This window comes from Paraburkholderia phosphatilytica (genome assembly GCF_003443895.1).
GTDB lineage: Bacteria > Pseudomonadota > Gammaproteobacteria > Burkholderiales > Burkholderiaceae > Paraburkholderia > Paraburkholderia phosphatilytica.
This window is the reverse complement of sequence record NZ_QQOA01000008.1, coordinates 234,770-247,702: the sequence shown is the minus strand read 5'-3', so window position 1 is coordinate 247,702 and position 12,933 is coordinate 234,770. Positions and strand designations below refer to the sequence as shown.

Genomic DNA, 12,933 nt, shown 5'->3' with positions numbered 1-12,933 from the left:
CATCCCAATCACACATCGAGCACGGTTCGCGAAGTGCTCCAGGAACTTGGCCCGCTTGATCGGCTTGTTCACGATCTCCCCGGTTTCATGATCGACCTAATGCACCTGGAAAACCTGCTTGGCGATGTCAACGCCCACTGCGATACTGTTCATCGTGGATCCTCCGGTTGCCGGGAAATGCTTGCATTTTCCACCTGGGCACTTCGATGCCGTTGGCCCGTGAGGATCCACCCTTCCTTTTTCCCTCACTCGGTCACGGGGTGGGACGCGTTCATTTCATTCTCCGGATTCGATGGAAGCGAATCTACGCTCGCGCTACGCATCCGAAAAACATATTTCAAAAATGCAATTCATCGCTTTTCCCTATGCAAACGGATTTCTGTCCGCGCACAATCGCGACAGACGAACAGCCGGGGACGCGCGATGGAAGTGGGCCAGTTGCATTATTCGCTGCGGCAGCTGCGGTACTTCGTCGTGACGGCGGAGGTGCTGTCGTTCACGGCCGCGGCGAAGAAGCTGCATATCTCGCAGCCGTCGATCTCGACGGCGCTCGCGGATCTCGAAGCGTCGTTCGGCGTGCAGCTGTTCATCCGCCATCACGCGAGCGGACTGTCACTCACGCCAGCAGGACGCGACATGCTCGGACAGGCGCGCAATCTGCTGAAGAATGCGGAAGAACTGCAATCCGCCGCGCGCGAGATGGACCGCGGCATGTCCGGCTCGATCGCGCTCGGCTGCATGGTGTCGCTCGCGCCGCCTGTGATGCCGGCGCTCATCAGCCGCTTCATCGCGAGCCATTCGGGCGTCACCTTCCGCACCCAGGAAGCGCATCAGGACGATCTGCTGCGCGGCCTGCGCGACGGCACGCTCGACCTCGCGCTCACCTACAGCCTCGATCTCACCGACGACATCGCGTTTACCCCGCTCGTCTCGCTGCCGCCCTACGTGATCCTGCCGAAGCTGCACCGGCTCGCGCGCGCCCGCACCGTGTCGCTTGCCGATCTGCTCGACGAGCCGTACGTGATGCTCGACCTGCCGCACAGCCGCGAGTATTTCGCCGCGCTTTTCGATGCGGTCGGCACACGGCCGGTGCCCGCGTTCCGTTCGTCGCAGCCGGAGGTGGTACGCGGCATGGTCGCGAACGGCCTCGGCTACAGCATCCTGAACTTCCCGCTGAAATCGCTTAAAACAGTAGATGGAGCGGACTTCGTGATCAAGCAGTTCAAGGAAGAGGCAACAGCCACCACGCTCGGCGTCGCGCAATCTCGCGAGCTCAAGCCGCGTCAGGTCGTGAAGCGCTTCGCGGAATTCTGCGACTCGCAGATCCGCGAAATACATCGCAACGGCTGAAGCGCCGCGCCTGGCGGGCTGCATAGGAAAAAGCTGGCTTTTACATCCAAAAACAATATTTTGGCTGGCAATTTGACTTGATAGATTGGTGTCCATCGCAACGCAATGCTGAGCCGGAGGCCGTATGGCTGCTCTTGCAACGTCGCCGGATGCTGGACTCGATATCGCCCGACAACTGCAGGCCAACTGCGAGCGCCCGTTCGAGGATGCCCGCGCGATGCCGCCGCGCGTGTACACGTCGGATGCGTTTCTCGCGCTCGAACAGCGCGAGATCTTTCGCAAGGAATGGCTGTGCGTGGGCCGCGCGAGCGCGCTCGGCAAACCCGGCGACTATCTGACCGCGCACATCGACGAGCAACCGGTCGTCGTGCTGCGCGACGAACACGGCGCGTTGCGCGCGATGTCGAACGTGTGTCTGCACCGGATGTCGGTGCTGCTCGAAGGGCGCGGCAGTGTGCGCCGCATCGTGTGCCCCTATCACGCATGGAATTACTCGCTCGATGGCGCGCTTGCAGGCGCGCCGCTGATGGAGCGGCAGGCGGGCTTCTGCAAGGAGAGCTACCGTCTGCCGTCCGTGCGCTGCGAGGAATGGCAAGGCTGGATCTACGTGACGTTGAGCGACGACGCGCCGCCAGTTGCGGCAAGGCTCGAAGCGTTGACGAACCTCATCGCGCCCTACGGGATGTCCGGTTACATCGAGACGTTCCATGAAGAGCACGTGTGGAACACGAACTGGAAGATCCTCGCGGAAAACTTCATGGAAAGCTACCACCTGCCGATGCTGCATCGCGCGACGGTGGGCCCGCATTCGCGGCTCGAAGAAATGGAGTGTCCGCCGGGACAGCCGGCCTTCAACTATCACTGGATCACGAAGGAAGCGTCGCTGCCGATCGGCAATGCGCATCCGGACAACACGCGTCTCACCGGTCACTGGCGTCGCACGACCGCATTGCTCGCGATCTATCCGACGCATCTGATCACGCTCACGCCGGGCTACTTCTGGTACCTCGTGCTGCAGCCGCGCGGCGTGAGCCAGGTGCATATCCAGTTCGGCGGCGGACTCTCGCCCGAGTTCATCGACGATCCGAAAGCGGCCGACTACATGGCCACGCTGAAGACGCTGCTCGACGAGGTGAATGCCGAAGACCGCGGCGGCGTGGAAGCCGTGTTTCGCGGCGTGCACGCGCCGCTCGCGAAGCCGGGCAACCTGAGCCATCTCGAACGGCCGAACTACGACTTTGCGCGCTATCTCGCGCAGCGAACCGCCCTGTCTTGACGCGCGAAATTCGCGCACCGGATGAACCCATCGCCATGTCCAGCCAATCGTTCATATCATTCGCAGGCGTCAGCAAGTCATACGACGGCGAGCACAGCGTCGTCGAAGGTCTCGATCTCGACGTGGCGCGCGGCGAATTCGTGTCGCTGCTCGGGCCGTCCGGCTCGGGCAAGACCACGACGCTTATGATGCTCGCGGGCTTCGAGTCGCCGACGCGCGGCGAGATTCGCCTGAACGGCCAGCGGCTCGACGACAAGCCGCCGCATCAGCGCGACATCGGCATGGTGTTCCAGAACTACGCGCTGTTCCCGCATATGACGATCGCGGAGAACGTCACGTTTCCGCTGTCGGTGCGCAGGATGAGCCGCAACGAGCAGAAGGCGCGCGTGGCGCGCGCGCTGGAGATGGTGGAACTGCCGCACCTCGCCGCGCGGCGGCCTTCGCAACTCTCCGGCGGCCAGCAGCAGCGCGTTGCGCTGGCACGCGCGCTCGTGTTCGAGCCGAGCGTGGTGCTGATGGACGAGCCGCTCGGCGCGCTCGACAAGCGCCTGCGCGAAAGCATGCAATACGAAATCATGCGGCTGCATCGCGAGCTGTCGCTGACGATCGTCTACGTGACGCACGACCAGAACGAAGCGCTGACGATGTCGGATCGCGTCGCGGTGTTTTCCGACGGACGCATCCAGCAGGCCGCGACGCCCACCGAACTCTATGAAAACGCCGCGAACGCGTTCGTCGCGAACTTCGTCGGCGAGAACAATGGCCTGACCGGCCGCGTCGTCGCGAGCGAAGGCGACTGGGCCACGCTGCAGCTCGCCGACGGCACCACCATCAGCGGCCGCGCGGGCGCGGGCCTGCGCAACGGCGACGAAGCGATGCTCGCGCTGCGCCCCGAGCGCGCGCATATCGCGACCGCTGCAGCCGCCACCGCCGACGCCGCGCAACACGCGGGCGAATCGAATGTCGTCCATGCGCTCGTGCAGGAGCTCGTTTATTGCGGCGATCACCACCGCGTGCATCTGAAGCTCGCGCACGGCGAAAGCGTCGTGGTCAAGGTGCCGAACACGCAGCACCACGACCTGCCCTCGCTCGGCCACACCGCCGCGGTGACGTGGCGCCGCGACGACTGCAAGGTCCTGTCCGCCGTTTCGTCGCGCGTTGCCGTCAGCAGCGGCGACCGCACCACGTTCTCGCCTTCCTCGTCCGCATCGCCACTCATCGCAGGAGTCAACTAAAATGCACGCTACCCGCTCCCGTACCTTGCACAGCGCTGTCCTCACCGGCGCCGTCACCCTTGTCTGCGCGCTCGCTTCGGTCGCGTATGCCGCGGATACGCTCTCCGTCGTCACGTTCGGCGGCGCGTATGAAAACGCCGCGAAAAAGGCCTGGTTCGAGCCGTTCACCGCGAAGACCGGCGTCCAGTTCTCCACCGAATCGTATGACGGCGGCCTCGCGAAACTCTCCGCGATGGAACAGGCGAAGAACCCCACGTGGGATCTGATCGACCTCGAAACCAACGACGCAATCACCGCGTGCGACGAAGGCCTGCTGCAGAAATTCGACCGCAAGCAGCTCGGCAATACCAGCGACTTCCTGCCGGGCTCGATCAGCGACTGTGCGGTCTCCGCGATGGTGTGGTCCACCGTGTATGCGTACGACACGACGAAGCTCAAGACCGCGCCGACGTCGATCAACGATTTCTTCGATCTGCAGAAGTATCCCGGCAAGCGCGGCATGCGCAAGTCGCCGAAGGTCGCGATGGAATGGGCGCTGATCGCCGACGGCGTCGCGCCGAAAGACGTCTACAAGGTGCTCGGCACGCCGGCCGGCGTAGACCGCGCGTTCAAGAAGCTCGATACGATCAAGTCGAGCATCGTCTGGTGGGATGCGGGCGCGCAGGCGCCGCAGCTGCTCGCCGACGGCGCGGTGGTGATGACGCAGGCGTACAACGGCCGCATCGACGATGCCGTGCACAAGGACGGCAAGCCGTTCAAGGTGGTGTGGGACGCGCAGGTGTACGACTACGAGTGGTGGGGCATCCCGACCGGCGCGAAGCACGCCGACAGCGCGGCGAAGTTCATCGTCTCCGCGTCGACGCCGCAGGCCTATGCGGACCTGTCGAAGTACATCGCGTATGCGCCGCCGCGCAAGGAAGCGATTCCGCTGATCGACAAGAGCCGCCTGGGCGATCTGCCGACCGCGCCGGCCAACTTCAAGCGTCCGCTGCAGATCGATGCAACCTTCTGGGCCGACAACGCGGACGCGATCAACAAGCGCTTCCAGGTTTGGCTCACGCAATGATGTAATCGGACAGGCGAGACGATGAACACGTCACTGCAACCCGCGGCAACGATCGGCGATAGCGGTCGCGGTAGCAATAGCGGACGCAGCGGGCCCAGCGGCAACCGTCAGGCATGGCGGCGCGCGCGCCGCAAGGCCGCCGCGCAGGCGCTGCTGCTCGCGCTGCCGCTGCTCGTGTTTCTGCTCGCCACGTTCATTGCGCCGATCGCGAGCCTGCTGTTTCGCAGCGTGCAGAACCCCGAAGTGCGCGGCAGCATGCCGCAACTCACCGTGGCGCTGCGCGCGTGGGACGGCAACGGAGTGCCCGGCGAAACCGCGTTCGCCGCGCTCGCGCAAGGCCTCAAACAGTCGGCGGAAAGCGGCGATCTCGGCAACGTCGCGCGGCGGATGAACTTCGCCCAGCCGGAATTCCGCAGCCTGCTGATGAGGACCGCGCGCGAGTCGCGTTCGCAGACGCCCGATGCGTGGAAGCCCGCGTTGATCGGCATGGACCCGCGCTGGGGCGAGAACGAAACGTGGCGCCTGCTGAAGCGCGCCGCGAGTTCGCCGACGCCCGACTATCTGCTCAACGCAATCGACGCGCAGGTCTCGCCCGACGGTTCGGTTACCTCAGTGCCGGCCGATAGCGCCGTGTATCGCGCCGCGTTCGTGCGCACCATCCAGATCAGCGCGACCGTCACCGTGCTGTGCCTGCTGTTCGGCTATCCGGTCGCGTATCTGCTGGCAACCTTGCCGCCGAAACAGGGCAACCGCCTGATGCTGTTCGTGATCGTGCCGTTCTGGACGTCGCTGCTGGTGCGCACCACCGCGTGGTACGTACTGCTGCAGCCGGGCGGCGTGATCAATACCGCGCTGATGCGCTTCGGCCTCGTGCATCATCCGCTGCCGCTGGTGTTCAACCGCACCGGCGTGCTGATCGGCATGATCCACATCCTGCTGCCGTACATGATTCTCGCGATCTACTCGGTGATGAAGGGCGTATCGCCGATGTACATGCGTGCCGCGCAATCGCTCGGCGCGCATCCGGTGACGGCGTTCGTGCGGGTCTACATACCGCAGACGCTGCCGGGCGTCGGCGCGGGCTGCTTTCTGGTGTTCGTGCTTGCGCTCGGCTACTACATCACGCCGGCGCTGCTCGGCGGCGCGGGCGACGAGATGATCAGCCAGCTGATCGCGTCGCAGACCAACGAGCAGCTCAACTGGGGACTCGCGGGCGCGCTGTCCAGCTACCTCGTGATCTTCACCGCGGGGTTCTATTTCGTGTTCAACCGGCTGGTCGGCATCGACCGGCTACGGTTCGGCTAGCGAGGCCAGCATGCCATCCCAACGTCGGCTCACGCTGTCGGAACGTATCGCGGGCGCGGGGCTGCGCTTGCACTGCGCGCTGATCTTCCTGTTCCTCGTCGCGCCGATCCTCGCGATCGTGCCGCTGTCGTTCAACTCGGGCGCGTTCTTCTCGTATCCGCTGGAAGGCGTATCACTGCGCTGGTATGCGCAGGCGTTCGGCTCGCACGACTGGCAGCTCGCGTTCGCGAACAGCATCGGCATCGGTGCCGTGGCCACGCTGATCGCGACCTGCCTCGGCACGCTCGCCGCGCTAGGGCTCAGCCGTTCGGTGTTTCCGTTCCGCGCGATCGTGATGCCGCTTTTGATCTCGCCGATGATCATTCCGATCGTCGTGGTGGCGGCGGGCTTCTATCTGATCTTCTCGCCGCTCGGGCTCGTGAATTCGTATCCTGGCGTGATACTCGCGCACGCGGCGCTCGGCACGCCGTTCGTGGTGATCACGGTGACCGCGTCGCTGCTGTCGTTCGACCAGAGCCTGCTGCGTGCGGCGGCAGGGCTAGGCGCGCCGCCGTGGACGACGTTCCGCCGCGTCACGCTGCCGCTGATAGCGCCGGCGGTGGCGACGGGCAGCGTATTCGCGTTTGCGACGTCGTTCGACGAGGTGATCGTGATCCTGTTCATCGGCGGCCCGGAGCAGCGCACGGTGCCGCGTCAGATGTGGAGCGGCATTCGCGACCAGATCGATCCGTCGATCCTCGCGGTGGCGACGGTGCTGATCGTGTTCGCGACGCTGCTGTTTACCGCGATGAACTGGTTGAGGGGTAGGGCGGCCGCGGCATCGGTCAGCTGAAGCCGGGTTCGCCGCGGTTTCGGTGGCGCGACGCGATCAAAGCGTCGCGGTCACACCGCCATCCACATACAGGATGTGGCCATTCACGAAGCGCGATGCATCGCTGGCCAGAAACACTGCGGCGCCGACCAGGTCCTCGACGTCGCCCCAACGGCGCGACGGCGTGCGGCCGATCAGCCAGCCGCTGAATGTTTCGTCCTTCACGAGCGCTTCGGTCAGTTCGGTCTTGAAGTAGCCCGGGCCGAGACCGTTCACCTGGATGCCGTGCTGGCCCCAGTCGATCGCCATGCCTTTGGTCAGCATCTTCACCGCGCCTTTCGTTGCGGTATAGGCGGCGATGCTGGGACGCCCCAGCTCGCTTTGCACCGAGCAGATGTTGACGATCTTGCCGCGCTTGCGCGCGATCATGTGCCGCGCCACCGCCTGACCGACGAGAAACACGCTGTCCACGTTGGTCTTCATCAGCTCTTCCCATTGCGCGTGAGAGAACTGTTCGAGCGGCGCGCGGCGCTGCATGCCGGCATTGTTCACGAGAATGTCGATCGCGCCGATATCGCGTTCGATACCCGCGATCGCCTGCTCGACGTCATCGGGTGACGTCACGTCGAAACTCGCCGTATGCACCGTCGCGCCTTCTTCGCGCAGCTTCGCGGCGGCTTCGGCCAGGCGCGTTTCGTTGCGGCCGTTCAGCACGACTTCGGCGCCCGCGCCCGCGAGGCCCTTCGCGAGCGCGAAACCGATGCCCGTGCTCGAGCCCGTGACCAGCGCACGGCGCCCTTCGAGATTGAACATCTCCAGATTGCTTTTCACTTCGACTCCTGTCGCTTACTTCGCGGCTTGCAAAATTGGTTCATCGCCGGAGGGCACGCGGATCCACTGCATCGCCGCATCCAGATTGTGTTCGATCGGCTGAACGGCGTCGACGCACAGCACGCCCGCTTCGCCGCCAGGCGGCTCCAGCGTCGCAAACTGGTCCGCCACGAGCGACGCGGGAAACGAATGTCCACTCCGGCTCGACACGCGCTTCGTGGCCTCCGGCAACGCGATATCCAGGAACACGAACCTCAGGCTGTCGACACGCGCGCGCAGGCGCTCACGGTAAGTCCGCTTCAACGCCGAGCATGACAGCACCGTCGCGCCCTCGTTTGCGTTCATGCGGGCGGACAGCTGGTCCAGCCAGGGTTCGCGGTCGCTATCGCACAGCGCGATGCCCTGGCGCATCTTCTCACGGCTTGGCGCCGGATGGTGGTCGTCGCCTTCGATGAAGACGCCGTCCAGCGCCTGCGCCAGACGCGCGGCAAGCGTCGACTTGCCGCATCCCGACACGCCCATCACCACGATCCGGTGCGCCACTCAGGACACCGGCGTGAACTTCAGCTGGTTGATCGGCGTGACCTTGTCGGTACGCGTAAGACCGTACGGCGTCTTCGGTCCCAGCCACTTGTTGAAGACGGCGTTCATCTCGCCGCTCTGCTCCATCGTCTGCAGCGCCTTGTTCACCGCCGCCACCAGCGCCGGCTCGTTCTGGCGCAGACCCACCGCGATCGGCTCGACCAGCATCGGCTCCGATGCGATCGACACCGCGCCGTCCGTGCCTTCCACCTGCTTCGCGATCTTCGTCGCCGTCATCTGGTTGGTCACGAAGCCGCGCACCTTGTTCTGCTCCAGCGCGAGGAACGCCGAGCTGGTGTCATGGAACGTGACGGCCTGGCCATCCTTGATCGACAGCGGAATGGACTGCGCCGACGTCGAGCCATCGGCCGCGCTGATCTTCTGGCCCGTGAAATCCGTGAGTTTCTTGCTCGCGTCGGCTTTTTTCACGACCAGCACTTCCTTCGTCGTGTAGTACGCGTCGCTGAAGTCGATCTGCGTCGCACGCGTTTTCGTATACGCGAGGTTCGCAACGACGATGTCGACGCGCCCCAGTTTCAGCTGCGGAATGCGCGCTTCGACTGCCAGCGGTTCGAGCTTCGCCTTCACGCCCAGCTGTTTCGCGATGCCGTTGCACAGATCGACGTCCATCCCTTCAAGCTGACGCGTCTGCGCATCCGGATAGGAGAACGGCTCGACGTTAGAGTACACGCCGCACGTCAGTTCACCGTGGCTCTTGATATCGGCCAACTGGTCGGCCCAGGCGGGCGAGATCGCCGCGGTGCCACCGCACACCACCGAGATCGCGACGCAAAGCTTCATTACCTGCATTGCCTTACTCCTCATGTTATGTAGACCCAATCAATCTGCTGATCGACCACCTTCAACCTGCTTCGTCCGTCCAGAAACTCACCCCCCGCTGCAACCCGGTCTAGTGCGTCCGAAGATCCGACAGAAAGCGTTGCGCCCGCGCATGTTTCGGACGCGAGAAGAACTCCTCCGGCTCCGCTGTTTCCAGAATCTGTCCAGCGTCCATGAACCACACGCGGTCCGCGACTTCGCGTGCAAAGCCCATCTCGTGCGTGACGCACATCATCGTCATGCCTTCCTGCGCGAGACTCTTCATCACGTTCAGCACTTCGCCCACCATCTCCGGATCGAGCGCGCTGGTCGGCTCGTCGAACAGCATCGCGGGCGGGTCCATCGCGAGGGCCCGTGCAATCGCCACACGCTGCTGCTGGCCACCCGACAGCTGCGCGGGAAACGCGTTGGCCTTGCTCGCGAGTCCGACGCGCGACAGCAGTTCGATCGCCTTGCGTTCGGCTTCAGCGCGCTTGAGTCCGTTCACGCGCATCGGCGACAGCGTGATGTTGTCGATCACCGACAGATGCGGAAACAGATTGAACTGCTGGAACACGAAGCCGACCCGGCTGCGATAGGCGTTCAGACGCAGTTTCCTGTCGTGGATGTTCTGTCCGTCGAAGAAGATCTCGCCGCGGTTGATTTCCTCGAGACGGTTGACCGTGCGGATCAACGTCGATTTGCCCGAACCTGACGGCCCGCACACCACGACGACTTCGCCCTTGCGGACTTCGGCGTTCACGTCCACGAGAGCGTGATATTCGCCATACCACTTGTTGACGCTGGAGAATTTGATCATGCGAGATACCTCGTGATTGCTCGTGAATGAGCGCCTAGTTTTCGCCAGGCAACGGGTCGGCCAGCACGACGACATTCGCTTTGGCATTCGGAAGCGCCTTGCCCGCCCGCTTGCGGGTCACGCGCCGCTCCAGATAGTGCGCGAACTGCGTGAGCGCATAGCACAGCGCAAAGTAGCTGAGCGCCAGGATCAGATAAACGGGAAACGGCTTCGTCAGCAGGCGGTTGTTGATCTGGTCCGCCGCGAACGAAATTTCCTGCACGTTGATGATGTAGCCGAGCGACGTCTCCTTGATGGTCGACACGAACTGCGTGACCATACTCGGCACCACGTTATAGAGCGCCTGCGGCAAGATCACCGCGCGCATCGTCTTCAGGTAGCTGAGGCCAAGCGCGCGCGACGCTTCCGTCTGCCCGCGCGGCAGGCCTTCGATACCGGCGCGGATGATCTCGCCCAGATACGCGGAGTCGTACACCACGAGCGCGCACAGCATCGTCACGAAGCCGGTCACCGGGTAGCCGGTCAGCACCGGCACGAGGAAGTACACCCAGAAAATCACCATCAGCAGCGGCACGCCACGCACCACATAGACGAGCGCGGTAGCCGGCGCGCGCAGCACGCGCAACGGGCTGATGCGCGCCAGCGCCACCAGAATGCCGAGTGGAAACGCGATCGCAAGCGCCGACAGCGACAGCAGGATCGTCAGCACGATCCCACCGATCGGTCCGTGCGGATACTGCCCGATCAGCAGCAGCGTCCAGTTGTCTCGCAGGATGTCGAACATGATCAGCGGGCTCCTGGAATGCGGAAGTGTGTCGCGATCCGTGCGCCGCCCAGCATGATGAGGAGCGAGAGACCGAGGTACACCACCGTCGCGACGAAGTACGATTCGAACGACAGGAAGGTCGTGTTCTCGATCTGCCGCGTCACGTAGGTGAGTTCCGCCGCGCCGATCGCCATCGCGAGACTCGTGTTCTTGAAGAGCAGCACCGCGTGATTGACCATCGGCGGGATCGCGTTGCGCAGCGCCTGCGGCAGCACGACGTAACGCATGCCGGAGAGGAAGTTGAGACCCAGCGCGCGCGATGCTTCGTACTGGCCGTACGGGATCGCGCGCAGACCGCTGCGGATGTCCTCGGACAGATACGCGCCGCTGCACAGGCCGATCGCGATCACGGCGAAGATGAACTGGCCGTTGTACTGGTTCAGGAACTGCTGAACCCCGTCGGGCAGGATGTTCGAGATGCCGAAGTACCAGAACAGGATCTGCACCAGCATCGGCACGTTACGGTGATACGCAACGAAGGTCGCGACGAACGCTTTCGCGGGGCGAACGTTGGTCATGCGGATCAACGTCAGAAGAATGCCGAGCACCAGCGAAAGCACCCAGGCGCAGACGGCCATTTCGAGCGTGAGCTCCACGCCATGGAGAAACAGCGCTCCATTGTCGCCTCGCAGCACGGTCGCCAGGTCGAAGTGAAGTTTCATGATGCACGTCCCAATGATTCGGAGCCACGCAATGCTCCGTTCCGTTCGGCATGCGGCGCTGCCGCACGCTGTCCTGCGTCGGTGGAGCTACAGGGTTGAATCGATACTAGCCCGCGAAAAAAGGACGTTGCAGACGCCTTTCGTCTGGTCCAATAAGTTTCGGGAATGATGGCGAAAGCGGCTTGCCGCCTTGCTTCGGGCGCGGTTGCTCATGATGTCGTCTCCATCTTTCGTATGCGGCGCCTCTGCGGGCGCCTCACCGGTTTGCGCGCTCCGCATGGAGCGCGTTTCGTGAATCCGTCGTTACGTCGCGGCGCCGATCGCGCTTTCCGCAGCCGCGCTCGCGCGCAGCACCAGCGGGTTCACTGGCGTAGGCGGCTTGCCGGGCGTCGGGCCGCAGCTCAGCGCAGCAATCAGGTTGTCGACGGCGAGCGAGGCCATCGCGCGCCGCGTCGCAACCGATGCACTGCCGATATGCGGCGTCAGCACCACGTTCTTCTGTGCGAGCAGCGCAGCGCACACCGCGGGCTCGCCTTCGAATACGTCGAGGCCGGCCGCCGCGATACCGCCCTCTTCGAGCGCCACCGCCAGCGCCGCATCGTCGACCACGCCGCCGCGCGCGATGTTCGTCAGCGTCGACGACGACTTCATCTGCTTGAGTTCCGCCGCGCCGATCGCATGATGCGAGCTCGCCGAATACGGCACCACGACGATCAGGTGATCGGATTCGCGCAGCAGCGTTTCCTTGTCGACGTAATGTGCGCGGCAGCTCGCCTCAAGGTCCGGCGTCAGCTGCGAGCGGTTGTGATAGATCACACGCATGTCGAAACCGAACGCACCGCGCCGCGCGATCGCGCGCCCGATGCGTCCCATGCCGAGAATGCCGAGCGTCGAACCGTGCACGTCGCCGCCGACGAACATGTCGTAGCGGCCCGTCTTCGTCCACTCGCCCGCGCGCAGGTAGTGTTCCGATTCCGTGATGCGCCGCGCCGCGGCCATCATCAGCGCGAAGCCGAAATCCGCCGTGGTGTCGGTCAGCACGTCGGGCGTGTTGGTGACGATCACACCGCGCGCGGTGCACGCCTCGACATCGATGTTGTTGTAGCCGACACCGATGTTGCACACCGCCTTCAGCTGCGGACACGCATCGAGCAGCGTCGCGTCGATGCGCTCACTGCCCGTCGTCACGGCGCCGGTCTTGCCCTGCAGTCTCGCGATCAGCTCGGGCTGCGTCCAGATCGTGTCGTCCGGATTGTCGGTGACATCGAAGTCCGCACGCAGGCGGTCGACGATGTCCGGAAAAGACGCCCGGGTGACGAGTACCGGTACACGCATGAACACTCTCCTTGA

13 protein-coding genes and 1 pseudogene are annotated in these 12,933 nt (G+C 64.1%); 6 read left to right on the top strand and 8 right to left on the bottom strand.

Translation table 11 applies throughout. From position 1 onward, the window contains the following. Nucleotides 1–153 (bottom strand): annotated as a pseudogene (locus tag DVS29_RS11460) (IS110 family transposase); the annotation flags it as partial. A 270-nt stretch (nt 154–423) separates the two neighbouring features. Between DVS29_RS11460 and DVS29_RS11455 the strand changes: the two are divergent. From DVS29_RS11455 to DVS29_RS11430, 6 genes are all read left to right on the top strand, one after another. Continuing rightward, the gene (locus tag DVS29_RS11455; RefSeq protein WP_118180568.1) at nt 424–1,350 is read left to right on the top strand and encodes a LysR family transcriptional regulator; all 927 of its coding nucleotides are present in this window, start codon (nt 424–426) and stop codon (nt 1,348–1,350) included. A 124-nt stretch (nt 1,351–1,474) separates the two neighbouring features. Next, a complete protein-coding gene (locus DVS29_RS11450) occupies nt 1,475–2,626 on the top strand; it encodes an aromatic ring-hydroxylating oxygenase subunit alpha (RefSeq protein WP_118180567.1) in 1,152 nt (383 codons plus the stop codon). A 35-nt stretch (nt 2,627–2,661) separates the two neighbouring features. Beyond that, a complete protein-coding gene (locus DVS29_RS11445) occupies nt 2,662–3,861 on the top strand; it encodes an ABC transporter ATP-binding protein (protein WP_118180591.1) in 1,200 nt (399 codons plus the stop codon). A 1-nt stretch (nt 3,862) separates the two neighbouring features. Next, complete coding sequence (locus DVS29_RS11440; protein WP_118180566.1) at nt 3,863–4,927, top strand: ABC transporter substrate-binding protein; 1,065 nt, start codon at nt 3,863–3,865, stop codon at nt 4,925–4,927. A 21-nt stretch (nt 4,928–4,948) separates the two neighbouring features. Continuing rightward, nucleotides 4,949–6,232 (top strand): ABC transporter permease, encoded by a 1,284-nt coding sequence (locus DVS29_RS11435; protein WP_118180565.1) that lies wholly within the window; start codon nt 4,949–4,951, stop codon nt 6,230–6,232. 10 nt (nt 6,233–6,242) lie between these two features. Beyond that, the gene (locus DVS29_RS11430) at nt 6,243–7,064 is read left to right on the top strand and encodes an ABC transporter permease (RefSeq protein WP_118180564.1); all 822 of its coding nucleotides are present in this window, start codon (nt 6,243–6,245) and stop codon (nt 7,062–7,064) included. Nucleotides 7,065–7,100: 36 nt separating this feature from the next. Here DVS29_RS11430 and DVS29_RS11425 read toward each other — a convergent pair whose 3' ends face one another. The 7 genes from DVS29_RS11425 to DVS29_RS11395 form a co-directional block, all read right to left on the bottom strand. Beyond that, nucleotides 7,101–7,856, bottom strand: a complete 756-nt coding sequence (locus DVS29_RS11425) for a glucose 1-dehydrogenase (RefSeq protein WP_118180590.1) — start codon at nt 7,854–7,856, stop codon at nt 7,101–7,103. A 33-nt stretch (nt 7,857–7,889) separates the two neighbouring features. Further along, on the bottom strand, nt 7,890–8,417 hold the full coding sequence (locus DVS29_RS11420) for a gluconokinase (RefSeq protein WP_240655546.1): 528 nt from the start codon (nt 8,415–8,417) through the stop codon (nt 7,890–7,892). Beyond that, nucleotides 8,418–9,266, bottom strand: coding sequence for a transporter substrate-binding domain-containing protein (locus DVS29_RS11415; RefSeq protein WP_118180563.1), 849 nt, complete (start codon nt 9,264–9,266; stop codon nt 8,418–8,420). It lies immediately after the preceding gene. Between the two features lie 100 nt (nt 9,267–9,366). Beyond that, the gene (locus DVS29_RS11410) at nt 9,367–10,095 is read right to left on the bottom strand and encodes an amino acid ABC transporter ATP-binding protein (protein ID WP_118180562.1); all 729 of its coding nucleotides are present in this window, start codon (nt 10,093–10,095) and stop codon (nt 9,367–9,369) included. Nucleotides 10,096–10,129: 34 nt separating this feature from the next. Continuing rightward, nucleotides 10,130–10,879, bottom strand: a complete 750-nt coding sequence (locus DVS29_RS11405) for an amino acid ABC transporter permease (RefSeq protein ID WP_118180561.1) — start codon at nt 10,877–10,879, stop codon at nt 10,130–10,132. A gap of 2 nt (nt 10,880–10,881) precedes the next feature. After that, nucleotides 10,882–11,583 carry an amino acid ABC transporter permease gene (locus DVS29_RS11400; RefSeq protein WP_118180560.1) on the bottom strand — a complete coding sequence of 234 codons (702 nt, stop codon included), beginning with the start codon at nt 11,581–11,583 and terminating at the stop codon, nt 10,882–10,884. 303 nt (nt 11,584–11,886) lie between these two features. Next, nucleotides 11,887–12,918, bottom strand: coding sequence for a 2-hydroxyacid dehydrogenase (locus DVS29_RS11395; RefSeq protein WP_118180559.1), 1,032 nt, complete (start codon nt 12,916–12,918; stop codon nt 11,887–11,889). Between the last annotated feature and the right edge of the window lie 15 nt (nt 12,919–12,933).